25 protein-coding genes are annotated in these 24,906 nt (G+C 40.7%); 16 read left to right on the forward strand and 9 right to left on the reverse strand.

All coding sequences use genetic code 11. The annotated features are described in order from the left end of the window. The 5 genes from L641_RS0115040 to L641_RS0115060 all read right to left on the reverse strand — a co-directional run bounded on the left by L641_RS0115040 (position 1) and on the right by L641_RS0115060 (position 6,155). Positions 1-3,255, reverse strand: coding sequence for a winged helix-turn-helix domain-containing protein (locus tag L641_RS0115040; RefSeq protein ID WP_024602338.1), 3,255 nt, complete (start codon positions 3,253-3,255; stop codon positions 1-3). Between the two features lie 76 nt (positions 3,256-3,331). Further along, positions 3,332-4,165 carry a mechanosensitive ion channel family protein gene (locus L641_RS0115045; RefSeq protein ID WP_024602339.1) on the reverse strand — a complete coding sequence of 278 codons (834 nt, stop codon included), beginning with the start codon at positions 4,163-4,165 and terminating at the stop codon, positions 3,332-3,334. A 37-nt stretch (positions 4,166-4,202) separates the two neighbouring features. Further along, complete coding sequence (locus L641_RS0115050; RefSeq protein ID WP_013465650.1) at positions 4,203-4,934, reverse strand: LrgB family protein; 732 nt, start codon at positions 4,932-4,934, stop codon at positions 4,203-4,205. Further along, positions 4,927-5,280 (reverse strand): CidA/LrgA family protein, encoded by a 354-nt coding sequence (locus L641_RS0115055; protein WP_013465649.1) that lies wholly within the window; start codon positions 5,278-5,280, stop codon positions 4,927-4,929. The genes L641_RS0115050 and L641_RS0115055 overlap by 8 nt, the downstream gene beginning before the upstream one ends. An 83-nt stretch (positions 5,281-5,363) precedes the next feature. Next, entirely contained in the window at positions 5,364-6,155 is a 792-nt protein-coding gene (locus L641_RS0115060) for a crotonase/enoyl-CoA hydratase family protein (RefSeq protein ID WP_024602340.1), read from the reverse strand. A 290-nt stretch (positions 6,156-6,445) separates the two neighbouring features. Between L641_RS0115060 and L641_RS0115065 the strand changes: the two genes are divergently transcribed. Genes L641_RS0115065 through L641_RS0115075 form a run of 3 tightly spaced genes read left to right on the forward strand, consistent with a single transcriptional unit; the run spans position 6,446 to position 8,138 of the window. Continuing rightward, complete coding sequence (locus L641_RS0115065) at positions 6,446-6,766, forward strand: HI1450 family dsDNA-mimic protein (protein WP_013465646.1); 321 nt, start codon at positions 6,446-6,448, stop codon at positions 6,764-6,766. A gap of 46 nt (positions 6,767-6,812) precedes the next feature. Further along, a complete protein-coding gene (locus L641_RS0115070) occupies positions 6,813-7,625 on the forward strand; it encodes a DUF481 domain-containing protein (protein WP_013465645.1) in 813 nt (270 codons plus the stop codon). 27 nt (positions 7,626-7,652) lie between these two features. Continuing rightward, the gene (locus tag L641_RS0115075; RefSeq protein WP_013465644.1) at positions 7,653-8,138 is read left to right on the forward strand and encodes a hypothetical protein; all 486 of its coding nucleotides are present in this window, start codon (positions 7,653-7,655) and stop codon (positions 8,136-8,138) included. 41 nt (positions 8,139-8,179) lie between these two features. Here the strand turns inward: L641_RS0115075 and L641_RS0115080 are convergent, their stop codons facing one another. Then, entirely contained in the window at positions 8,180-8,665 is a 486-nt protein-coding gene (locus L641_RS0115080) for a peptidylprolyl isomerase (RefSeq protein ID WP_013465643.1), read from the reverse strand. Positions 8,666-8,676: 11 nt separating this feature from the next. Next, complete coding sequence (locus L641_RS0115085; RefSeq protein ID WP_016899678.1) at positions 8,677-9,588, reverse strand: folate-binding protein YgfZ; 912 nt, start codon at positions 9,586-9,588, stop codon at positions 8,677-8,679. Positions 9,589-9,740: 152 nt separating this feature from the next. Here L641_RS0115085 and L641_RS0115090 point away from each other — a divergent pair, with 152 nt between their 5' ends. Further along, complete coding sequence (locus tag L641_RS0115090; protein WP_013465640.1) at positions 9,741-9,992, forward strand: succinate dehydrogenase assembly factor 2; 252 nt, start codon at positions 9,741-9,743, stop codon at positions 9,990-9,992. A 55-nt stretch (positions 9,993-10,047) separates the two neighbouring features. After that, on the forward strand, positions 10,048-10,404 hold the full coding sequence (locus L641_RS0115095; RefSeq protein WP_013465639.1) for a hypothetical protein: 357 nt from the start codon (positions 10,048-10,050) through the stop codon (positions 10,402-10,404). On the opposite strand, the gene nadB is transcribed toward L641_RS0115095, so the two are convergent. Further along, a complete protein-coding gene (gene nadB / locus L641_RS0115100; protein ID WP_013465638.1) occupies positions 10,379-11,989 on the reverse strand; it encodes an L-aspartate oxidase in 1,611 nt (536 codons plus the stop codon). The two genes, L641_RS0115095 and nadB, sit on opposite strands and share 26 nt — an antisense overlap. Positions 11,990-12,234: 245 nt before the next feature. Between nadB and rpoE the strand changes: the two genes are divergently transcribed. From rpoE to pdxJ, 10 genes are all read left to right on the forward strand, one after another. Next, positions 12,235-12,816, forward strand: a complete 582-nt coding sequence (rpoE, locus tag L641_RS0115105) for an RNA polymerase sigma factor RpoE (RefSeq protein ID WP_010387792.1) — start codon at positions 12,235-12,237, stop codon at positions 12,814-12,816. 1 nt (position 12,817) lies between these two features. Beyond that, positions 12,818-13,432, forward strand: a complete 615-nt coding sequence (locus L641_RS0115110; protein ID WP_024602341.1) for an RseA family anti-sigma factor — start codon at positions 12,818-12,820, stop codon at positions 13,430-13,432. A 4-nt stretch (positions 13,433-13,436) separates the two neighbouring features. Continuing rightward, the gene (locus L641_RS0115115; RefSeq protein WP_016899682.1) at positions 13,437-14,390 is read left to right on the forward strand and encodes a MucB/RseB C-terminal domain-containing protein; all 954 of its coding nucleotides are present in this window, start codon (positions 13,437-13,439) and stop codon (positions 14,388-14,390) included. Positions 14,391-14,401: 11 nt separating this feature from the next. Continuing rightward, complete coding sequence (locus L641_RS0115120) at positions 14,402-14,851, forward strand: SoxR reducing system RseC family protein (protein WP_013465635.1); 450 nt, start codon at positions 14,402-14,404, stop codon at positions 14,849-14,851. Between the two features lie 122 nt (positions 14,852-14,973). Further along, positions 14,974-16,761, forward strand: a complete 1,788-nt coding sequence (lepA, locus tag L641_RS0115125) for a translation elongation factor 4 (RefSeq protein WP_024602342.1) — start codon at positions 14,974-14,976, stop codon at positions 16,759-16,761. 16 nt (positions 16,762-16,777) lie between these two features. Continuing rightward, a complete protein-coding gene (gene lepB / locus L641_RS0115130; RefSeq protein WP_013465633.1) occupies positions 16,778-17,713 on the forward strand; it encodes a signal peptidase I in 936 nt (311 codons plus the stop codon). A gap of 2 nt (positions 17,714-17,715) precedes the next feature. Then, positions 17,716-18,393, forward strand: a complete 678-nt coding sequence (gene rnc, locus L641_RS0115135) for a ribonuclease III (RefSeq protein ID WP_024602343.1) — start codon at positions 17,716-17,718, stop codon at positions 18,391-18,393. After that, positions 18,383-19,315, forward strand: a complete 933-nt coding sequence (gene era / locus L641_RS0115140; RefSeq protein ID WP_013465632.1) for a GTPase Era — start codon at positions 18,383-18,385, stop codon at positions 19,313-19,315. Before rnc ends, era begins: the two co-directional genes overlap by 11 nt. Before the next feature lie 22 nt (positions 19,316-19,337). Then, positions 19,338-20,030, forward strand: a complete 693-nt coding sequence (gene recO, locus L641_RS0115145; RefSeq protein ID WP_024602344.1) for a DNA repair protein RecO — start codon at positions 19,338-19,340, stop codon at positions 20,028-20,030. 21 nt (positions 20,031-20,051) lie between these two features. Next, positions 20,052-20,783, forward strand: coding sequence for a pyridoxine 5'-phosphate synthase (pdxJ, locus tag L641_RS0115150; RefSeq protein ID WP_010387803.1), 732 nt, complete (start codon positions 20,052-20,054; stop codon positions 20,781-20,783). Between the two features lie 29 nt (positions 20,784-20,812). Here pdxJ and barA read toward each other — a convergent pair whose 3' ends face one another. Beyond that, positions 20,813-23,587 (reverse strand): two-component sensor histidine kinase BarA, encoded by a 2,775-nt coding sequence (barA, locus tag L641_RS0115155; protein ID WP_024602345.1) that lies wholly within the window; start codon positions 23,585-23,587, stop codon positions 20,813-20,815. Positions 23,588-23,764: 177 nt separating this feature from the next. Between barA and L641_RS0115160 the strand changes: the two genes are divergently transcribed. Beyond that, positions 23,765-24,901 carry an ISAs1 family transposase gene (locus tag L641_RS0115160; RefSeq protein ID WP_024602346.1) on the forward strand — a complete coding sequence of 379 codons (1,137 nt, stop codon included), beginning with the start codon at positions 23,765-23,767 and terminating at the stop codon, positions 24,899-24,901. The last annotated feature ends 5 nt before the right edge of the window (positions 24,902-24,906 follow it).

The raw sequence follows: 24,906 nt of genomic DNA on the forward strand, positions 1-24,906 counted from the left end.
TTATAGTTTAAAGTGAGTAATGCCTAATTTAACTAGACTTGCTTTTATTTTGGGGATTTCGTTTGCTCTATTTAAGCAGGTGTATGCCTGTAACAGCGGGTGCGTTACGTGAACGCTTTGGTTTATTTTTACTGTTTCAGCAATGGCTTTAAGCGCATTTAAGCAAAATTGCTCTCGCTGTACGGTATTTTCAGCTAATTTAGCTTTAAGTAAATTTATATTCGTAAAGTCTACATTATCACCACTCTTTGCTTTATTAGCTATGTACTGTTGGTAGCTTGTATCACTTTCAAGGGCTGTTAAAAACTCATATGCTTTAAGTGGTGACTGTCTATCAATAAAGTACTGTATAAGGATCAATTGAGTATTAATTGCAAAGTTATTTTTAAAGCCCTGCACTTTCAAAAAGTTAATAATATCCTTAACTCGGTTATCAATGTTTTTATTAGGTGAAAGCATTAGCTGGTGGGCTAAAAAACGATAATAAGAATGTTGAATGTCTTTACTTTTTGGATCTTGCAATCGTGCGGTATTAACTGTTTTTGTGGCTTGCTGTGCTTTTTTGTAGGCTGGTTGTTTATTTGGCAGGTAGCTCAAAAGGTAGCTTTGTTGAATATAAGTATAAGCTAAACTGCTTGATAAACTGGCATCATCTGGATATTCAATTAATAAACTTTTTAACTCATTAGATGCATTTTCATACATGGTTAATGCGGCATTAAAGTTACCTAGCCTTTCTTCTGTCTTTGCCAGCCAACTGATGGTATCGGCTTTATCGCGCAGTAAGTTTTTGTTGCTGGGTTTAAGCTCAAGGGCTTCATTTTTAAGGGCGAGCGACTTTGTAAAGCGTTGTTTCGCGGCAGTGTAGTTAAATTGCTTTAAATACAAAGAGCCCAGCGAATTATGCGAATACGATAGCTCCATAATCGAGTTAAAACCATTCGGTGCTAATGAATACATTTTCTCGCTGTAGGCATGATATTTTTTAAATAATGGCTCAGTAGCAGCGTAATCACTTTTATCATAATGAAGCTGACCGAGCCAAAAGGCATTGGCACCGGCAAGCGTTAATAGCTCTAAATTATCTGGTTGTATTTTTAATAGTGCTTCAAGGCGAATGCGGGCGTTTTCAAAGGCAGTGAAGGCCTCAATGGTTTTACCGCGAGAATAGGCCACTTCGCCCATAGCCTCAAGAGTTTGTGCATATTGAAAGCGGTTGTTAAATTCGGCTTTTTGGTCGTTAAAACTAAAAAGAGAGCTGGGCTCATCTGCTTGATTGGTAAAATACTCAAGTGCTTTATTACTAATGCCATCGAGCAAATCCATACGCTTAACGCTGCGCAGTTTATCGGCAAAGTCACCGACCATAAAGCCAAGTAGGCTTTCGGCCTCTTGGCGCTTTTGCTGTGCAAGTTGCTGCGCTTGAAAACTGGTAACACTCATAAATAGGGCAACACAGGTAAGTAAGCAAAGCAGAGCGACCGTGCCGCGTTTTATGATTGTTTTTGTTTTACTGTGTTTAAGAGAGCTGGTTATAAGCGCGCGTTCGTCATTGTCTAGTTTGAATATATTGTCGTTTAATAACGTGAGCGCTTCTTGCAATGGTTTACCCGGTGCTAATAGGTAAGCGCTACTTTTATGTTCATTAAGCCACTGTTGCGTGTGGTGGTGCAAACGGCTTTTAATAGCAAGGGCGTCTTTATGATCGTTTATCCACTGTTTGGCACGTGGCCATTGGCGTAATAATGCCTCGTGGGCAAGGCTAAAGCAGGCTTCTTGGTTTTGTAAGTGCGATACAAATAAGCGACTGTCGACCATGGCTTGTACAAGCTCTTTTTGGCTGGTGTTGGTTAATGCTTGTAAGCGGGCCGCACGGCTAGTAATGGTTTTACCATCTGGGTTTAGCGTCACTAACTGCGATAATACGCTTTTTAGTTGCTGTTGTTGTTTTGCGCTCAGCCCAATAAAAACATCTTCTGCCTTTTTACCAATAGCGCCTTCAATACCGCCGAGTTTTTCATACACGCTGTGCAATAACTCATTATTTTCACTGCGCTGTAAATACAGCTCTTGCAGTGTGTATTGCAACATGGGCAGGGCATCAGGGTTGTTGGCGGTATCTGCAAAGAGTATTTCATCCAGCGGAGTTTTGGTTTGCGGGTCGTGTGAGAACGTTAAATTAGCGGTTAATGCCGGCAAGCGAATAATTTGTTGTAGTTCCTGGCGGTTGGGCGGGGTTAAATCATAATGGGCGCCGTTCGCTTTTGCGGCCATAAGGCTGGGTTGCTCTACCACTAAAGGGTAAAAGTCGTTACGACACGCACTAAATACGATCACCGCTTTAGAGGTGGCTAAACGTTCAATAATCGATAAAAAATGACTTCGGGTGTTGGGACTAAATAGTGGCGATGAAAGCAGCACCTCTAAGCGGTCTATAAACAAAAAAAACTGCGGTGTGTTTAGCTTTGTATTTGCCTTACTGATTGCAGTTTGTAACGTGTTTATCACTTCGTCAATTGTGTGCTCTAATTGCTGCGCCAGTGTTTGCGAGCTTAATCCTTCAAATACGGGTTGTTGGTTTATATCCCAATCAAGCATGGCTGAGGCTAAATCTAAATACAGTCTAGTTTGATGCACATCTGCAAAGTCGAGCTGAGTGTATGAAACAACGCCAATACCATCATAACCGCGCTCATCAAGTAGCTTTGGTAAAATACCCGCATTGACTAACGACGATTTACCCGTACCACTTGGGCCAAGTATTAAGCAAAAAGCACGGCCAGATTTTACTTGGTTTGATACGTTTTCGAGTAAGGTGGTGATGGCTTGGTTACGACCAAAAAATAAATGGGTATCGGTTGGGTTATACGCGCTTAAACCTAAAAAAGGAGAACCACCTTGCCACGTGTTTATAGAGCTTGATGTATCTTCTGCAAATGGAAATTCAAGTTTTGCAATAATACGGTAGCCGCGTTTACGAATGGTTTCTATGTATAGCGGGGAGCTTGCCTTATCACCCAGTGCTTTTCGCAGTTGTGTGATGGTTTTATGCAGTGGGTTATCGCCTACTTCAATGTTTTGCCAGCACTGATTGAGTAATTCGTCACTGGTGACAATTTCGCCCTTTTGTAAGCAAAGATATAATAATACATCCATTGCTTTAGGTTCTAATTGCGTTACTTTTTCAGCACATTGTATACAATTGCTGGCAGGTGTTACCTGCCAGTCGCCTAGATAAAAAGGTGATTGATGCATAAGGACTCGTTATTATTTTATTTGTAAGCACGCTTAATTAATTTAATATGATTTAAAATCATATTAAGGTTTTTATTTATTTTAGGTCGCTTTTATTAAGCGTAACAATGCGTTGTGGAAACGGAATTTCAATATTGGCATCGTTAATCGCTTTATACACACCGCCATTTATAGCGAGTTTAGTTTCAATAATTTTAGTGGTGGGCACCCAATAACGATAACTAATGGTGACGCCGCTATCAGCAAAACGTTCTATACCAATTTGTGCATTGGGTTGTTTAGCTACGAGTTCGTGATTGACTAATACGTTTTCAATAAGGCTTATCGCAGTATCACTACAGGCACTGTAGGCTATGTCTATTTCACCTTTTACCAGTGAATAATTAAATGAGTTATGTAGAATTTCGCCAACAATATGTTTGTTAGGAATGGTTATTTCTACTTTTTCTTCATTAATTAATACGGTGTGCCCCAGCTCAATTATTTTTACTTGGCCACTAACGCCTTTTACTTCTATGGTATCGCCAACCACAAATGGCCGCGTAGCAATAATAGCAAGACCCGCACCATAGTTAGAAAGCATGCCTTGTAACGCTAAGCCTGCGCCCAATGAGGCGGCACCTATTGCAGCTACGAATGGGGTCACACTAATGCCAATTTTACCAAGCGCAATAATGATCACCATAATGATCAGCAGTACTTTTACAACATTACTGACAAAATTAGTCAGGGTGATATCAATGTTGTGGCGGGTCATTAAGTTTGCTACAACTTCGGCGAGCTTTTTAGCGACCCACAGGCCAACGAGTAGAATAAAAATAGCGCCCACTATTTGCATACTGTAGGTAACTAAATACTCGGTAAGTAGGGCGTAGTACTTTTCAAATTGCTGAATTTCGGAACTGATCATGCTGGGCTCTATTTTTAGCGATACTGTTATCCGCTTACTATAACAAAGTGTTAACTAAAATTGGATATAATAGTGGTACTATCACTGCGGTTAATAATGCACTGAGTGCCATAGCCACTGATGAAAATGCGCCTATTTTTGGGTGTTCGGCAATAGCTGCCGCGGTACCAATTGCATGGCACGCGGTACCGATTGCAATTCCTTGTGCCTCAAAGTTATAAATCTTAACTAATTTGAGCAATATAAAGCCAAATAAAGCCCCCAATAAACCAATAAAAATAACCATGGCAGCGGCAAGTGAGCTAATTCCTCCTAATGAGTCAGTAACCAGCAGTGTAATAGGGGTTGTTACACTGAGTGCCGCAACAGAGGCGCTCAATTGTGAGGGCACAGCAAATAAAATACTTAATACAAAAGCCACTAGTGTGGCGTTAACAATACCTATACTGCAAGTAGCGACAATTAATAGTAAGTTTTTACGTACGTGCATAAATTGCTGATAAAGCGGCAAGGCTAAAGCAACTATGGCCGGCTCTAATAGCCAACTTAGTAACTGACTATGTGAGGCAAATTGTGAATAAGGTAATTTAAGGTTAACTAACAGTAGGGCAATAATGCCAATGCTTAAAAAAACAGGGTTGGTTAATGACTTTAAAATACTCTGGTTTATTTTAAGATTAACCGCTCTTAGCGCAATAAAGAGAATAATAATAAATGGCACGGTTAACCACCATAGGCTGGGGTTTATGCTAGTGGTTAAGTTAGTCATTATTAGCTCTGCCTTTAAAGTAGCCCACTAGGCTTGCCACTAAAATTAAACTACTGAGTGGGACTAATAAGATGACCGCAGTTAAGAAAGGCCAATGTGATTTAATCAGCCCTAAATGTTCTATAAAACCGACGCCTGCAGGAATAAAGAAAATAGGCATTACATTCAAAATAGGTGATGCGCAGGGGGCGAGTTGATGTTCTTTAACTATGCCTAATAACAGTAACGTTAGCAGCAAAACCATGGCGAGTAGAGGAGCAGGAAAACTTGCATCAAGAAGATGCATAATGAATTTGCTTGTTGCCAAGCACAATAAAATAATTGCGCTACTTAGTAGGTATTTCATTAATTTGGCTCACTAGAATAGAGGAGCCTAACTTTAACAAATAACGCTGTTTTATGCATTGTGCCTTAGTATTACCATCAATGTTACCAGCGCTTGGCGTTTGTAAACTCAATATCAGATTTCCCTTTAGCTTTAGCAATGGCTTTTTTAGTATTAGGGTTGATCAGTAAGCGAATTTGGCTCCATGTTTCTTTAGCGAGTATTTTTCGAGCAGGAGCTTTATAGCTTTGTTGAGTTACACGCTTTATTGCGGCTAATGTGTCAGGTGAGCGCGCTAGCAGTGTATCAAGCATCTCTTTAGTTGCTTTATCTGTATCGTCGGTTATTTTGGTTACTAAACCTAGTTCAAAAGCATGTTGTGCGTTTATTGGATTTGCGTGACTTGCTAACCAAAGCGCTTGGTCGCGTTTTACTAAGCCTGAAAGCATAACATTAGCGCCCATATCTGGGCATAACCCCCAGCGCGCTTCCATAATGGCGAGTTTGGCATCGTGGTGAACAATCCGGTAATCGGCACCCAGTGCTATTTGCAATCCACCCCCAAGGCAATTTCCGTTTATTTTGGCAATAACAGGCACACTCAATGATTGCCAACCAAGTACTACTTTTTGCGCTAAATTTTGATTACCAGGAAGCCATTTAAATAGGAGTTTTATAATATTCATTGGCGAGGCCATAACCGCGTTAATATCAAGCCCTGCACAAAAGTGTTCGCCTTCACCGGTTAATACAACCGCACGAATATTGGCATCTTTTTTAATATTTTTAATCACCTTGTTAAGCTCAATAAACATAGTAAAGCTTAAGGCATTTTGTTTTTCTACTCGATTTAATGTGACGGTGGCAATGCCCTGTTTTTTTTCTAGTTTTATCATCTTGCACTCCTCTGACCTGTTACTTGAGCTTATGTTTTTATTTGTGCTAAGTAAAGTGGGTGAAGATGAATAAAAAACAAAGTGAATTTTTTAATGCAATTGCGGTCTGTTATCTTTCAAGGCAAATTTAATCTTTAAAAGTCAACAGACCCTAATGCTAACCAATCCATTAATATCTATAAGTATTAGGTAAAAGTAAAAAAGTCAGTATTTAACGTGTTTTTTTTATCAAAACACTAACAACTTTTGATATTATGGCGCCAACTTAAAAGCTCAGAGGTTAACCACTCATGTCAGGTCCACGTTTATTTACGGTAGAAGAAGCAACCCATCAAGCTTATGATATTTTTTTGGAGCTGGCTCCCAACAACCTGAGTGATAAAGATGTTGAAGAATTTAACCTGCATCGTGAAGAACTTGGCTTTATTGAAGAAGATGAGCCCGATGAACAGTGGCAAGATTTTGTTGCACTAGAAATAGAGCCTGAGCATTTTATTCAAGTATTAGTGGGCCTTGAGTTTGATAACGAAGACGTCTTATTTGCGAAAATTTTAATTAGCCGTGATAAAGACGCGCCTTTTTGCCATATTTTATGGAAAGAAAGTGAATAACTTTTTCGGCCCCTTTTCATTATTACCATTTGCAAGAGAATGTATTTTGCGAAAGTACGTTGTATTACTGCTTTTATTATTTAGCTCCTACAGCTGGGCAGTGGATCCCTTTGAAGATTTTCATCAATATGGGGAGCTCTCCGATGAAGAAATTCATGAGCTACACAAAGGCGAAGTACTTTATGGTGATACCGAGTTTGGTTTTATTTTAAGTAAAGGTAATACCAACTCAACCAGTTTTAAACTCAAAGGTAATCTTTACCAAGATTTTGAAAACTGGCGTAATCAATTCAAAATAGATTCCTTATACAAACGTGACGAAAATGAAGAAACGGGCCAGTCGGATGTTACGGCTAATCGCGTGTTTGTTTCTGCGCAGGGTAACTATAAAGTTGGTGTTAAAAATTCGTCTTTCTTTATTTATGGCGATTATGAAGAGGATGAATTTAGCGGTCTGGATTTTAAAAGTACGGTGGCAACCGGCTATGGTGCACGTATTTATCAAGGGGTTAAAAACAAAGTAGATATAGATATTGGCCCTGGTTTATATCGCTCCGTTGCTGATGATGAGTCAACAATAAGCGAAGACGATAAAGACAAAATGGGTTACTTGTTACGTATTGCCATGCAATGGGAGCGATTAGTATCTAAGCGCACCCGATTTAACCAAGACATTAGTATAGAGCAGTCTTTATCTGGGCTTAACTCACGGTTAAAGTCAGAAACCGCCTTAATTAGCCAAGTGGTTGGGGCTGTATCGCTCAAGTTTGCTTATATGTACCGTTATAACTCTAAGCCTGAAGAAGATAAGCTTAAATATGATTCAGAGCTCAGCGCAACGTTAGTATACAGTTTTTAATTTTTTAACTTTTTAATTGAGAGTGTTATGTATCAGCATAAGCAGTATGCGGTATTTATATTTGTAGTATTGGCATGGATAGGTGGTTTTGTTGCACTTGCATGGAATTTAATGGGTGCCGATGTGCCGTTAATGGTATTTGCAGGTATTTTATTGCTGGTGGGTTTTTTATTTCATGGTTTAACCATTAAAGTTGATGAAGCCCATATTAGCTGGGCATTTGGTCCAGGCGTTGCGGGTCAAAAATTAGCACTAGAGGACATAGTTGACGTAAAAGCAGTACAAAACTCATACCGTCACGGTATTGGTATTCGCATTACACATGATGGTTGGATTTATTCAGTATCAGGCTTTAGTGCCGTGCAATTAACGCTTAAAGATGGCAGCCAATACCGCTTAGGGACTAATGACCAAGCAGGATTAGTTGCTGCGCTTGAAGATAAAATAACCCCTGGCGAAGCACCTGCAGCAGAGCCTCAAGTTAAATTACGTACGCATAATAATATGCTATAAAAAAAGCGCCTGAGGCGCTTTTTTTATTACTGGGTTAGGGTTTAGTGATCGTGACCACAACCGCCTTCACCATGTACATGGCCATGCTCAAGCTCTTCAGCCGTTGCATCGCGTACTTCTAAAATCTCTACATCAAAATTGAGCGTAATACCAGCGAGTGGGTTGTTACCATCAACAATCACTTCTTCGTCTTGAATATCGATGATCATGACTGACTGGTCGCCGTCATCGGTGGTTGCACGAAATTGCATGCCCACTTCAATGTCCATGCCTTCAAACATTGATTTTGGCACGGCTTGCATGAGGTGATCATGACGCTCACCGTAACCTTCTTCAGGTTCAACTTTTACACTTAGTGTATCGCCAGCTTGTTTGCCTTGCAGCGCGTTTTCAAGTCCTGAGATCAGGTAACCCGTACCAACGATAAAAATTAATGGCTCACCGCCAAATGAGTTATCAATGGTATTGCCGTCATTATCTAGTACAGAGTAATGCATTTTTACCACTTTATTTGCTGCAACGATCATAGTCATTCCTATTATTCATCTTCAAGAGAGTAAGGTAGAGGCAGAATGTTTAGCTCTACCGAAGGGGTATGTTTTGCACGAAGAACCTGAGCGGTGTCAGTATCGTTTGGCAACACAACTAAGCCAGTTAAAGTGTGTGTTTTTTCATTAAAGCTTTGCGCAATAAGTTTGCCCGCGCGGCGCCAGTTTTCACCTAACTGGGTTTCGATATCGGGTGCATCGAGCAATCCTTCACTTTGCCCTGTAACGATATACATGGCACGTTTATTTTTACCTAAGTATTTCATACGTGCGACGGTTTCTTGGCCGGTGTAGCAACCCTTTTTAAAACTGATGCCATTGATGGCTTGAAGGTTAACCATTTGCGGCACATATTCATCAATTGCATCAACGCTTAACTGAGGCTCACCAGCTAGCAGTGAGGCCTGTTGCCACATAGCGTCGTTGTCGAGGGTAGATACTTCATCAGGTAAGCAAAATTGGCTATCAACCATAAGTAAAACGCGGTTTGGCGCAAGTTTAAGGGCTTTGCCGTTAGCAAAGTCGCATGCTGTGGCATCGTCACTAAAGTGAATATCAAGTTGCGTAAGCAAATCAGTTAGGTCATCACCTAATAAACCAATTAATCGCTCTGGGGCTTTATTAATTTCAACTTTTGCAAATACAGCGTATTTTTTTAACTCAGCCAGTGAGCGTTCTACTTCAGCACTTGATCCGGTTAAATAATAGTTTTGCTGGTAAGAAAATAGCTTAAATACACCCCACAGCTTACCTTTTGCGCTACAGTGACCTGTCCACAAAAAGTTGTTGTTGTTGATTTTATTGAGATCTTGAGTGATTTGTCCGTGTAGGTAAGATAATTTATCTGTGCCTGAGAGGCTAATAACCTGATGTGATAAAGGACATGCATAAACCAGAGACATAAACACCTTCTTTGCAATAACAAATGAAACCACATAATAACGTAGTTAAAGCCGATGGTACAGCCACCAACAAGCGTTGTTTTTTTATAATTTAGTGCTGTTAAATTAACGTGCATTTGTTAAACTCGAATTAATTAAATATGAGGTTTAAAATGGTTGAAATACATAGTAAAGCACGTATCCGTTGGGCTTGCCGCCGTGGCATGTTAGAACTAGATGTTTTGTTTATGCCGTTTGTTGAAGAAGCTTATGATTCGTTAGATGCTAAACAGCAGGCGACTTTTCAGCGCTTATTAACACAAGAAGACCCAGATTTATTTGCTTGGTTTATGGGCCATGAAAAATGTAAAGACGTTGAGCTAAACAGTATGGTTGAGCTAATTTTAGACCGAGTTCGTGTATAGGTTTACCGTCACAAATAATCAGACAGACCACAAACAGATTGTGGTCTTTTTTTGTGTGCTAACTTTAATATTATGCTTATTTACCACTTCTATTTTGGCAACTCTTTTTTGCATTGCGCTTAATATCGTTGCTGGCATTATCGTTTGGCGAAAAATCGTGGCTGCTCAGCCAGAGCAGGGCGTTATATTATTAGAGCCAAATCAATTTCGTTTTGAGAATGAAAAGCTGCTAATTCAAGGGGTTATTGGTAAGCAAAGCCGATTACTTGGTCGCAGTGTGTGGTTGTATATTAATGGCTTTAGTGAAAACTATTGGCTGATTATCTCAGCCAATAGTGTTGATGAGCAAAGCTATGCGCGTTTAAAACGGGCAACACTTGCGGCAATTAATTGCGCTTTGGAGTCAAAATAGTTGGCGTTGGATTTTCGTTTTGCTCTGGGTAGTCAATGGTAAAGTGCAGTCCGCGACTTTCTTTACGTTCCATAGCACTTCTAATTATAAGCTCGGCTACTTGAACTAAGTTACGTAACTCAAGTAAGTTATTACTCACTCTAAAGTTCGCGTAGTAATCGTGGATTTCTTGCTGTAATAGTTCAACACGATGAAGCGCGCGTTCAAGTCGTTTGGTTGAGCGCACAATCCCAACATAATCCCACATAAATAATCGCAGCTCATGCCAGTTATGGGTGATCACGATTTCTTCATCTGAGTTAGATACGCGGCTTTCATCCCAACTAGGTAACTCAACCAGTGCAGGAGCGGTCTCTATTTTACTCAAAATGTCTTTTGCTGCTGCATGGGCAAATACAATGCACTCTAATAATGAGTTACTTGCCATACGGTTAGCACCGTGCAGCCCAGTGTAAGCCACTTCACCTACAGCGTATAAATTAGCTAAGTCGGTTTTGCCATTAAAGTCGGTCATAACGCCGCCACAGGTATAATGCGCAGCAGGGACAACAGGAATTGCCTCCTTGGTGATATCAAGCCCTACGCTTAAACATTTGGCGTAAATCGTTGGGAAGTGTTCAATAATAAAATCTTTGTCTTTGTGGCTAATATCTAAATATAAGCAATTTGCACCAAGGCGCTTCATTTCAAAATCGATAGCGCGCGCGACTATGTCGCGCGGGGCGAGTTCTTCTCGCTCATCAAACTCTTTCATGAATCGCGTGCCATCTGGGCGTTTTAAATAGGCTCCCTCACCACGCATTGCTTCGGTAATTAAAAAGTTTTGCAACTCAGGGTGATAAAGACTGGTTGGATGAAATTGATTAAATTCCATATTAGCAACGCGACACCCTGCACGCCATGCCATGGCAATACCATCACCGCTAGAAACATCAGGGTTAGAGGTATAAAGGTATACTTTACTTGCGCCACCCGTTGCTAGGGCAACAAATTTTGCGCCAATTGTTTCTACTTTTTTGGCTTTTTTATTCCACACATACATGCCATGAACATGTGAACCCGTTTTGCCGATACTTTTATCGGTAATTAAATCAATCGCGTTGTAATGCTCTAACAAGGTGATATTGCTATGCGCTTGAACTTGGCTAATCAAGGTTGTTTGCACAGCTTTGCCTGTGGCATCGGCTGCATGCAAAATGCGTCGGTGGCTATGCCCACCTTCACGAGTTAAATGAAAGCGCTCTTTACCTTTGCTATCAAACTCCATATCAAAAGGCACGCCTTGGTCAATCAGCCATTGCAGGCAGTCATGAGCATTGCTGGCAGTGTAATGAACCGCCTCTCTGTCGCATAAACCGCCACCGGCGTCTAAGGTATCTTCAACGTGAGACTCTATACTGTCATTTTTTTTATCAAAAACAGCGGCAATTCCGCCTTGGGCATAAAGAGTAGAACCTTCGGTTAATTCACCTTTACTAATTACGGTAACGTTACAGTAATTAGCCAAAGATAAAGCAAGTGATAAGCCTGCTGCGCCGCTACCAATAATAGCGACATCGGTAATGTGATGTTTATTTTGGTTCATCTGTGAGGTACTTTGCGGTTACAATGCTCAGATAGAGCAATATTTATTTTTAATACTTATAGTTGTACCATATTTGTAGCACTACCACGAAGTGGTTTTAGCGTATAAATACGTAATTTTTTAGCTATTTTATAAAAAAACAATATGAAGCAGAACTTTTTATTCATCTAAGGGTCAGAGTAGGTGTGAACAATGGCGACACTATGAATAATAAGCAAGAATCAATCAGAGGAGTACCGGCTCGAATGAGCGAGCAGGAATTAGATTTAGCGTTAGTGAAAAGGGTCCAGCAGGGAGATAAAAACGCCTTTAACCTATTAGTTAAGAAGTATCAGAACAAAATAGCCGGTTTGATCTCACGTTATGTATCAAATCAGGGTGACATTGCTGATGTAGCACAAGAGGCGTTTATTAAAGCGTATCGTGCCCTTCCAAACTTTCGTGGTGATAGTGCTTTTTATACTTGGCTTTACCGTATCGCCGTTAATTGTGCTAAAAATTATTTAGTGGCTCAAGGGCGTAAACCGCCAGCAAATGATATAGATGCTGACGATGCCGAGTTTTATGAAGGTGCAGATTCAATGCGTTCTAACGCGTCACCTGAAAATTTACTATTAAGCGAAGAAGTACGCGCTGTTATTTTTAATACGATTGATAGTTTGCCTGAAGATCTAAAAACCGCGATTACCCTTAGAGAAATTGAGGGGATGAGCTATGAAGAAATAGCCGTGGTGATGGATTGCCCAGTCGGGACGGTGCGTTCGCGTATTTTTCGTGCCCGTGAAGCAATTGATAACAAATTAAACCCATTAATAGGCGAGTCTTAGTATGACAAAAGCACACGTTAACCGCTTAGATAACGAATCGTTATCAGCATTACTTGACGGTGAGCAAGCATTAAATGATGCCGAGATTGCATCTGCTGATGTAGCTACATTTGGCCGTTACGCGTTAATCGGTGATGCAATGCGAGCTAAAGAAAACAACAAAAATATGGATTTTGATATTAGCGATCGCATTTCGTTAGCACTTGATAGTGAGCCGGTTTATGCAGACTTTAGCCAGTCTGAAAGTGTGGCAAAGCCGGTAAATACTGAAGCCGATAATAAAATCGTGGCGTTTAATTGGCGCAAGCCGGTTGCGCAGTTAGCAATTGCAGCTAGCGTGGCAATGTTTACTATTGTTGGCGTGAACACCTTGCCGCAAGGTGAAGATGCTGTGCAAAACGAAATTCCTTTATTACAAACCACGCCGTTAACCGGCATGGCATCGCCAGTGAGTTATTCATCAGCACCGGCGCTAGAGAACGCAGAGAAAGGCTTACGAGAGCTTCAACAGCAACGTATTGGCGCTCTAGTACTTGAACACCAGCGTCAAGCACGTGTGGCTCATTCGTTGAAAACTGCGAAAACAGATGAAACGTCACAAGAGGAAAAAAACTAATTAGATGAAAGTAATAACTTTTGTTATGTCGTTGGTGTTAAGTTTTAATGCTTTCGCCAATGACACAAACCCCGCTAAAGATTTACTGCTTGAAATGGCCAGTGCAGTTCATACACGTAATTTTGATGCCTCTTTTGTTGTTGTTAAAGGCAAAAGTATGGAGCCCTACCGTTGGGTGCATGCTAAACAGGGGGACGTTGAGCTTGAGCATTTGAGTTTACTCAACGGTGCTGGCCTTGAAATGATCCGCATTGACAACCAAGTTACCTATTTTGAGCCACAATCAGAGCCGTATTCATTAACAACCGACTCAATTGCCGGCCCTATTCCTGAAGTGCTTTTTAAAGATATTAACCGCTTAAGTGCGCATTATGATTTTGTGCTTGGTGGTAAAGGCCGTATTGCTGGGCGTCCCGCGCAATTAGTTCGAATTGAATCTAAAAACGAAGACAAATACAACTATTGGATATGGATTGATACTGAGTCGTCGTTATTATTAAAAGCGGCGTATGTTAATCATCAAGGTGAAGCGCTTGAGCAATTACAGCTCACTCATATTAGCGTGACTGAGCAACCGGCAAACTTATTATTAGAAGTGCTTAATCGTAACTTTCCAACCCCATTACCTGCCAATTCAATTGATGAACAAACTAAAGCGAATGCCATGAATTGGACTATTGGCTGGTTACCTGAGGGGTTTGAATTACTTAAGTCAGACAGGCATAAGCTCGACTTAAATAATGAATTAACAGACTATTATTTATTTTCTGATGGGTTTGTTGAAGTATCTGTGTTTGTACAACGACCACTACCGGGTAAGCGTTTAAGCGGTGCCCTCACCTCAGGGGCAACTACGATTTATGTACACAACGGCGGAAATTTTGATGTCTCTGTGGTGGGAAACATTCCAACCATGAGTGCCAAAGCCATTGCTGAGTCTGTATCGCGGGCATTATAAGTAACTAAACTATGATTGAACAAACGTTAACCGTCGTGGCCCTTAGTGGCCACGTTGCGCATTTAGAAGCCCAACAAAAACAGGCCTGTGAAGGCTGTAATGGACGTTGTGGCTCACAAGTGTTTAGTAAGTTATTTGGTACCGCCAAAAAAACATTACCTTATAAATTTGAAACACAGTTAGAAATAGGCCAAAAAGTAACTTTGTCATTGGATGATAGCCATGTTGTAAAGCATGCCTTTGCAGTTTACATGCTGCCTTTGTTTTTGAGTTTAATATTCGCTTTAATAGCCAGTGAATTGATATTGTTAGCCGAAGGCTGGCAAATTTTAGCCGCGATATTGGGTGGGATCACCGGCTTTTTAATTGCTAAAACATGGGTGAAATCATTAAGACATGAGATAAAAGTGATAAAAATTCATCCAATTAGCCTCCCTTTAACTCAAATAGATGGTGATTGACGCCAATTAAATGTAAAATTGCGTTTTTATGCCACAGTAACTTGAAAATACACAGCAAGTATTTTCAAGTTATTTAGGCATGCGACCTTAGTCCTTTAAAATAGAAGTTTAGAATCCAGTTTATGAAGCATATCCGTAATTTTTCGATCATCGCCCACATTGACCATGGTAAATCGACCCTTTCTGACCGTTTGATCCAAGTTTGTGGTGGTTTAACCGACCGTGAAATGCAGAAGCAGGTTCTGGATTCAATGGATATTGAACGTGAGCGTGGCATTACCATCAAGGCGCAAAGTGTAACGTTAAACTACAAAGCAAACGATGGTGAAACCTACCAGCTCAACTTTATCGACACTCCAGGTCACGTTGACTTTACTTATGAAGTATCACGTTCATTAGCCGCGTGTGAAGGTGCATTATTGGTTGTTGATGCTGGCCAAGGTGTTGAAGCACAAACATTGGCTAACTGTTATACCGCCATCGAAATGGACTTAGAAGTTATACCGGTTCTAAATAAAATTGATTTACCACAAGCTGACCCATTACGTGTAGCCGAAGAAATTGAAGACATCATTGGTATTGATGCCCTTGATGCCGTGCAATGTAGTGCTAAAACAGGTGTGGGTATTGCCGAAGTACTTGAAATGATCGTTAAAGATGTACCGCCACCAGTTGGTGATAAAGACGAGCCATTACAAGCGCTAATTATCGATTCTTGGTTTGACCCGTACCAAGGCGTTGTATCGCTAGTGCGTATTAAGCATGGTGAACTTCGCGCGGGCGACAAAATTAAAATTATGTCGAATGAGCATATTCATACTGCAGATCATGTAGGTATTTTCACACCTAAACAAACTAATACCGGTATTTTACGTACAGGTGAAGTAGGGTTTGTTATTGCCGGTATTAAAGAAATACACGGTGCACCGGTGGGCGATACTATTACTCATCAAAAAAATGCGGCACCTGAGCGCTTACCTGGTTTTCAAAAAATTAAACCACAAGTTTATGCGGGTATGTTCCCAATTGCGTCAGATGATTACGAGTCGTTCCGCGATGCACTTAACAAACTAAGCTTAAACGATGCGTCGTTATTCTTTGAACCAGAAAATTCAACCGCATTAGGGTTTGGTTTCCGTTGTGGCTTCTTAGGTATGCTGCACATGGAAATTATCCAAGAGCGTTTAGAGCGTGAATACGACATTGATTTAATCACCACGGCGCCGACGGTTATTTACGAGGTAGTGACTAAAGAAGGCACGACACAAATAGATAACCCGTCTGATCTTCCGCCAGTAAACGATATTTTAGAGATACGTGAGCCGGTTGTAGAAGCTAATATTTTAGTTCCACAAGAGTACTTAGGCAGCGTAATCACTTTATGTGTTGATAAGCGCGGTATGCAAACTAAAATGAGTTATCACGGTAAGCAAGTTGCAGTAACGTATGAACTGCCAATGGCTGAAGTGGTAATGGACTTCTTTGATAAGCTAAAATCAACAAGCCGTGGTTTTGCTTCGCTTGATTATAACTTTAAGCATTTCCAAACCTCAGACATGGTGCGTGTAGATATACTTATCAATGGCGAGCGTGTTGATGCCCTGGCTATTATTGTTCACCGCGACAGCGCGCAATCACGCGGTCGTCAGCTTGCTGATGCGTTAAAAGAACTTATACCACGTCAAATGTTTGATATTGCGATTCAGGCAGCGATTGGACAACACGTAATCGCTCGAACGACTGTTAAGCAACTACGTAAAAACGTAATCGCTAAATGTTACGGTGGTGACGTGAGCCGTAAGAAAAAACTACTTCAAAAACAAAAAGATGGTAAAAAGCGAATGAAGCAACTTGGTAACGTTGAAGTGCCTCAAGAAGCGTTCTTAGCCATTTTGAAAGTTGGTAAATAAAAATAAAGGATAATAAATGGCTGGCTACTTTTCAGTTTTATTGGTGTTGTTAACTTTAGGCTCAGGTCTAATATGGTTAATAGATCACTTAATGTTTGCCCCTAAAAGGCAGGAACGTTTAGCAATTGCTCAAACTTCTGCCGGTGGTCAACTTGATGAAGAAACCGCAGCATTGATTGCGCCTGAGCCAATGATTACTGAAACAGCAAAGTCGATTTTTCCGATGATTGCTGCTATCACTATTTTTAGATCATTTATTTTTGAGCCGTTTCAGATCCCATCGGGTTCAATGATGCCCACCTTATTAGTGGGTGATTTTATTTTAGTGCAAAAGTATTCTTATGGGATTAAAGACCCAGTATGGCGCAGCCAATTAGTGGATGTAAGCGAACCAGAGCGTGGCGATATTGTTGTTTTTAAATACCCGTTAGATGAGAGAGTGGACTATATTAAACGTGCTATAGGTTTACCTGGCGATAAAATTGTTTATCGTGATAAGCGTTTATATATTCAACCAAAATGCGAAGAAGGTGAAGTTCAAAAGGGCGCACTTCTTTGTAATGAATTCAATAAAATTGATTTTAAATTAATTAATGATAATGAATTTAAGCAAGGCCCAATGGATTTAGCGCGTTTAAATGAAGATTTAACCACGACTAACCATGACATTTTAATCAACCCAAAATCGCCTGAACGTAAGGGGCGTTACTACCAGCAATTGGGCACACCTGCGGATGAGTGGGTGGTTCCAGCTGATCATTACTTTATGATGGGTGATAATCGCGATAACAGCCAAGATAGTCGCTTTTGGGGCTTTGTACCAAAAGAAAACTTGGTGGGTAAAGCTGTCTTTATATGGATGAGTTTTGAATTTGATAATGGCCCAGATGACATTTTACCAGGATGGGTTCCAACTGGTGTTCGTTTTGAACGCCTAGGTAATATTCAGTAACAATGAAAAAAAATGTAACAGAGTTATACAAAAGAATTGGCTACACATTTGCTGATCAAGGGTTACTTGAGCAAGCAATGACGCATCGCAGCCACAAAGGTCAACATAACGAGCGACTCGAATTTTTGGGCGACTCAATTTTGAGCTTTGTCATTGCCAATGCACTGTACGCTAAATTTCCTAAAGCACGCGAAGGCGATTTAAGCCGCATGCGTTCGACTTTAGTTCGCGGCCAGACTTTAGCTGAATTTGGCCTTGAATTTGAGCTTGGTGATTACCTACGCTTAGGTCCTGGCGAGCTAAAAAGTGGTGGTTTTAGACGCGAGTCAACCCTAGCGGATGCAGTTGAAGCTATTATTGGCGCTGTATTTTTAGATTCAGACATAGATCGCTGCGGCGAGCTTATTTTAGCGTGGTATGAATCACGTTTAGATGCTATTTCACCAGGGCTTAACCAAAAAGATCCTAAGACCCAGCTGCAAGAGTATTTGCAAGCTCGTAAGCTATCATTACCAGGCTACACCGTAGTTGATACTAAAGGTCAGGCACACAATCAAACATTCACGGTTGAATGTATTGTTGATGGAATGGATAGCATTATTTCTGTTGGCAGCTCACGGCGTAAAGCCGAACAAAAAGCGGCCGAAAAAGCATTGAAGATACTTAAAAATGAATCTTGATACCTTAATACAGCCTCATGAAGGCGAGATAGACACATTTTGTGGCATGGTTGCGATTGTTGGCCGTCCTAACGTGGGTAAATCAACACTGCTTAATGAAATTATTGAGCAAAAAGTCAGTATTACCTCACGTAAGCCACAAACCACGCGCCATCGTATTATGGGTATTCATACTGAGGGTAAGCACCAAGCGGTGTACGTCGATACCCCAGGCCTGCACGTTGAAGAAAAGCGTGCTATTAACCGTTTAATGAACCGTGCAGCGTCTAGCTCAATTGGTGATGTTGAGCTGATCATTTTTGTGGTTGAAGGCACTCATTGGAATGCCGATGACGACATGGTACTTAACAAAGTAAGCCAAAGTGGCAAGCCGGTATTGTTAGTTATTAACAAAATTGACCAAGTGAAAGATCGCGACCTTGTACTTCCACATATGAAGTTTTTAGGCGATAAGTTTGATTTTGTCGGTATTATGCCCGTATCTGCGACTCAGGGTAAAAACATTAACCTGATCAAAGAAGAAGTGACTAAGCGCTTACCACCGTGCGAATTTTACTTTCCTGATGACTACGTAACTGACCGCTCAATGCGCTTTATGGCGGCTGAAGTTATCCGTGAAAAGCTAATGCGCTTTATGGGTGAAGAGTTACCGTATTCAGTGACTGTGGAAATAGAGCAGTTTAAATGGCAAGAAAACGGTATTTGGCATATTAATGGCCTGATACTAGTTGAGCGTGAAACGCAAAAGCGCATGGTAATTGGTAACAAAGGCGAAAAGCTAAAAGTAATCGGCCGTGAAGCGCGTAAAGACTTAGAGGAAATGCTTGAAAATAAAGTGTTTTTAGAACTGTGGGTTAAAGTTAAATCGGGCTGGGCTGACGATGAGCGTGCCTTAAGAAGCTTAGGTTACGGTGAAGATTAACATTTTATACGCAGCATAGTTTATGGACAGCGATTTCTATAAAGCTTATTTATTACATCGGCGTCCATATAGCGACTCGCAAGTAATGCTCGATATGCTAGTAGAAGGCGTTGGCCAGCTTAGAATGCTCGCACGAGTTAGTGGCCGCCAGGCCACTAAATACAAAGCCCAACTCCAACCATTTCAAGCCTTACTAGTCCATTACAATGGCAAATACGATTTAAAGTACATCAATAAATTTGAGCTTCATGGTAATCCGTTATTTTTAACCGGTGATAATCTTTACTGTGGCTTTTATTTAAATGAATTAACCAACCGAATTGTGCCGATTAATGAACCCATTGATCAGGTTTTTCAACTTTATAAAACTCACCTAGAAAACCTTAATAGCGGGACTGACATGCAAGCGGTACTGCGCTCTTATGAGTTTCAATTGCTAGAGCTACTAGGTTATGGGGTTGATTTTAGTTTTGATGCGGATGGTGAGCCAATTGATGACACGCAAACGTATAGCTACTTTGCAGAAGTGGGCTTTGCGGTGCAACACGACTCGCGTTCTGGGTTTACTGGTTCACAACTCAATGCCATAGCAAATCATGACTTTAGCCAAGCGGATGTGTTATATATGGCAAAGCAATTAAGTCGTTATTTATTAAAACCATTGTTGGGCAACAAGCCATTAAAAAGTCGTGAATTATTTACGGCCTCTCAATAAACAAATTTCACAGGTACAAAAATGAAAGATATTCTTCTAGGCGTGAACGTAGATCATATTGCAACGCTTCGCCAAGCACGAGGCACTTCTTATCCTGATCCTGCCCATGCAGCCAGTGTTGCAGAGCATGCCGGTGCTGATGGCATTACTATTCATTTACGCGAAGACCGCAGACACATTCAAGACCGCGATGTGTATGTAATGGCTAAAACCATTCAAACACGTATGAACCTTGAAACCGCAGTAACCGATGAAATGATTGCTATTGCACTTGAGGTTAAACCTGAATATGTATGCTTAGTGCCTGAAAAACGTGAAGAGCTTACCACTGAAGGGGGCTTAGATGTGGCAGGCAATATCGATAAAATAGCCGCTGCAACTAAAACATTAACGCAAGCTGGAATTAAAGTATCACTGTTTATTGATGCTGATAAAGCGCAGTTAGATGCAGCAAAAGCGTGTGGTGCACCTTATGTTGAAATTCACACTGGGGCTTACGCAGATGCCACCAACGATGAAGACACTGCCAAAGAGCTTGAGCACATTCGCCAAGGGGTGAAATATGCAGCCAGTATTGGTTTAATTGTTAATGCTGGCCATGGTCTGCATTATCACAATGTAAAACCAATTGCGGCGATGCCAGAGATTTATGAGCTAAACATTGGCCACGCTATTATTGCCCGCGCAGCCATTGACGGTTTAGATAAAGCGGTTCGTGATATGAAACGCTTAATGCTTGAAGCTCGCGCGTAGAGTTATAATTAACAATATTAAAGACGAGCTTATTTATTAGTGATATCAATGTTGGCATCAACGAGTAAGTTTTCAAGCTCGTCTTGCAGCTCAAATAACTCAGGCTCTATGTTCTCAAGTGCGCACTTATTTTTAAGTGAGGTTTCAATAACCTCAGCCAACGCTTTTAATTTGGGCACACCTGTATAGCAGCATGCGCCATGGAACTTATGAATAACGCTCAATACTTGTTGGCAATCTTCGTTACTTATTGCTTGATTTAGTAAGTTCAGGGTTTCGGGCACGCTTAGCAGTAACATATTAAGCATTTCATTGGCCAGTTCTGCTTTACCGCCTGCACGTTGCAATGCCAGCGTCCAGTCAAGGCGAGTGCTATCAAAAGGAGCAGGGCTATGTTCAAATGTGCTTTTTGACTTATCACGACTCACTGGTAATTGCGGGCTATGATCGCAAATAATCTGGTTTAGCATATCTTCATCGATAGGCTTAGTTAAATAACCTTCAAAACCATCTTTTAATAACTGTTCTTTTTCACTATTAAGTGCATGCGCCGTCACGGCAATAATAGGCGTATCTTCATTCAAAGATGACTCTTTAATGAGTTTACAGGCTGTAATACCATCCATTATAGGCATTTGAATATCCATAAAAATCACACCATATTTATGGCTTTTGCTTAAACTATACGCTTGTGACCCATTATGTGCGGTGTCAATTAATTCAACTTGCTCGTTGAGTAGGGTGTAAATTAATTTTAAATTAGCGTCATTATCATCCACCACTAACACTTTTAGTGGCAGCAGGGTTTGTTCATGCTGTTCTATATTATGTGCCGGGTGGTCGAGTCGATAAGGCGCAGCTAATAGCTCACATAGCTTTCGGTGATTAAGAGGTTTACTCAAACAGGCGTCAGCGCCGCTGCCGATGAAGGCTTCGCGCATGTTGTGCGATACGGTATTGAGCATTAAATATAAATAATCGGTTGATTCTCTAACCGCTTTTACATAGCTTTTTAAACGCTGCATATCGTCAACTGATGCCATGTGACCAATAAGACAAATATCAAAATTGATCTCTGAATTTTTTATGCACTCTAAAAATTCGGTTTCGTTATAGCAAGGAGTGACACTGACTTTCCACTCTTGTAATAATGAGGCAACAGCATGATGGGTATGCTTATGCGGCTCTAAATAAAGAACACGTTTACCAATTAATGACTGGGTAGGCAAATCGTTGATAAGTACATGATTTGGTAATCTAAATATGCCATTAAAGGTAAAACAAGTACCGCTACCAGGGGCTGAATTTAAGGTAATACGGCCGCTCATTGCTTCAACGATATGTTTAGTAATAATAAGCCCTAAGCCGGTACCGCCAAATTTGCGGGTAATACTGGAGTCGGCTTGACCAAAGGCGGTGAATAGCGCGTCTTGTTTATCTGCTGGAATACCTACCCCAGTATCTGCGACTGACACTAAGACAGAGGTGCGCTCTTCATCAAGCAAACGATGGCTAATATCAACTTTTATCGCGCCTTTTTCAGTAAATTTAATTGCGTTACTTAACAAGTTAATCAGCACTTGTTTAAACCGTGTGGGGTCGCCGGTTAAGTGGTCGGGCACCTGAGGATTAATATAAATAGAAAGCTCAAGTTGTTTGTCGTGTGCGCTAGGTGCTAGTAATGTCATTACTTCGTTTACGCTATCGCGCAGTTGAAACTGAATAGACTCAAGCTCCATGGCTCCTGCTTCTAACTTGGAGAAATCTAATATGTCACTAATAATAGTCATTAAGCTGTTAGCCGAAAGCTCTATGGTATCAAGGTAATCTTTTTGGTTTTTATTCAGAGGCGTTTTATAAAGCTGACGGGTAAATCCAATAACCCCGTTAAGTGGGGTGCGTAACTCATGACTCATTTTAGCTAAAAAGTCAGATTTAACACGGTTAGCATCCTGTGCTTCTTTTTTAGCCATGGTGAGCTGGATATTTTGTGTTTCGTATTGTTCAAGCGTTTCGCGGTAATCGCTGGTTGCTTGATCAATATTTTTTTGCATTTCATCTTTTTGCATCACCATAGAATGCGAGATGGTATTGAGCCCCTCACGTAATAACTCAAACTCGCCATTCATGGGTTCAGTTAATCCGGTTTGACTTTTACCTTCAATTAATCTGTCGGTAGCAAGTACTAACTTATTAAGTGGGGTCATAAACATCCGACTAAGTCTTAGCGCTAAAATAGCGGCTAATACTAAGGCGAGAATAATAATAATACCGCTGACCAATAATGCTCGTTGTTGGCCAATAACAGCTTTGTCGCGGTTAAGCTGAATCACAACGGTGCCCAACGAGGTTTGGAACTCAGAAGTATTCCAGTCGCTATTGGGGGTTGTATGGTTAATGATAGGGGTGAAAAAGGTTACTAAGTCTTCACTTTGCTGAACATAGGTGGCTTTAAAGCCATTTAATTGCGTTTGCTCAATTAAAGTGTCGAATGAGCGATGATAATTACTGGTTATAATAAGTTGGTTGTTATCATTAAAGATGGCAATCGATTTAATCGAAGGGGAGTGTTTGTTGTGTGTATAGCGAATGATGCGATTAAGCAGTTTTTTATTTTTTTCCAGTAAAGGCTGTTCAAGTGAAATAGCCAGAGGTTCAGCAATCGTTGTGCCTTGTTGATATAAAATTTCATCAAGCTCAATGTAACGATTTATTGTAAAATAACCACCTAGTAATAGCCCGATGATCACTGTGGGGATCAGGGTGAGTGTTAAAACAGAATCGCGCAAGCCTAGTTTGGTCATAATCTGAGCATTATTATCATTTTTTATTGAATGTGAGTATATACATACTCATAGTTATTCTCAAAGTATCTAGCTAGAGACGTGATTCATCAACCACGGCAAGATCATTATAAATTGAACTTATAGAATATGTAGTGATCAGATCAAGACATAATAATCACCTTGGTCACGTAAAATATGAGCGCTACTTTTCTGAAACACTTTAATTCAATTACCGATCCTCGCATTGAACGCTGTAAAAAGCATGAGCTTATCGATATTCTCCTTTTAGCCATTAGTGCAGTAATCTCCGGTGCACAAGGATGGGAGGATATTGAAGACTTTGGGCATCTAAAACTTGATTGGTTAAAAAGATATGGCGCTTTCAACGCGGGTATTCCAAGACACGACACCATAGCCCGTGTCATTTGTCGGTTAAAATCAGATGAAATAGAGCATGCATTTCAATCTTGGATATCTTCACTTATTGAAACCACGGGTGCTGATATTATTGCTATGGATGGAAAAACTGCACGTCGTTCATTTACAACCAAAGATAGAAAAAGTGCTTTACATACCGTCAGTGCATGGAGCTGCCAACACCAGTTAGTTTTAGGGCAAACAGCCGTTGATAGCAAAACAAATGAAATCACAGCCATACCTGAGTTACTCACCATGCTAGATATTGAAAATAGCATCATTACACTTGATGCTATGGGCTGCCAGCAAGAAATAGCGAAACAAATAATTAAACAAAAAGCTGATTATATCCTAGCGCTCAAAGGTAACCATTCAGGTATGCAGAGTGAATTAGAAGCTTGGTGGCACAAGAGTGAGCGCGAAGGATTGACCAATAGCAACTATGATAAACATACCGAAATAAGCTCAGGGCATGGGCGCATTGAAACAAGGGTTTGTCAGCAATTGCTTATTGATAAAAGCTGGTTAGATAAAATCTACCAATGGTCTGGCTTAAAGAGTGTTATTCAAGTAACCGCTGAGGTTCACGATAAATCATCAGGTACAGACACGATAGAAACGCGTTGGTATATTAGTTCGTTAGCGTTAGGTGCGGAGCAAGCACTTAATGCGGTACGAAGCCACTGGCAGGTTGAAAGTATGCATTGGATGTTGGATATGAACTTTAGGGAAGATGAATCAAGAATCCGTAAGAAGCAAGGACCCCTTGTTTTTAACGTAATGAGAAAAATAGCCATGGCGTTATTTAAACAAGATACAACTAAAACAGCCAGTATGGCGAGAAAAAAGAAAATGGCAGGGCTAGACGATGATTATCGCTCAACCCTGTTAGAATCTGGGATTAAAATGCGCTAGCCGTG

Source organism: Pseudoalteromonas sp. TB41 (assembly GCF_000497975.1).
GTDB classification, from domain to species: Bacteria; Pseudomonadota; Gammaproteobacteria; order Enterobacterales; family Alteromonadaceae; genus Pseudoalteromonas; species Pseudoalteromonas tetraodonis.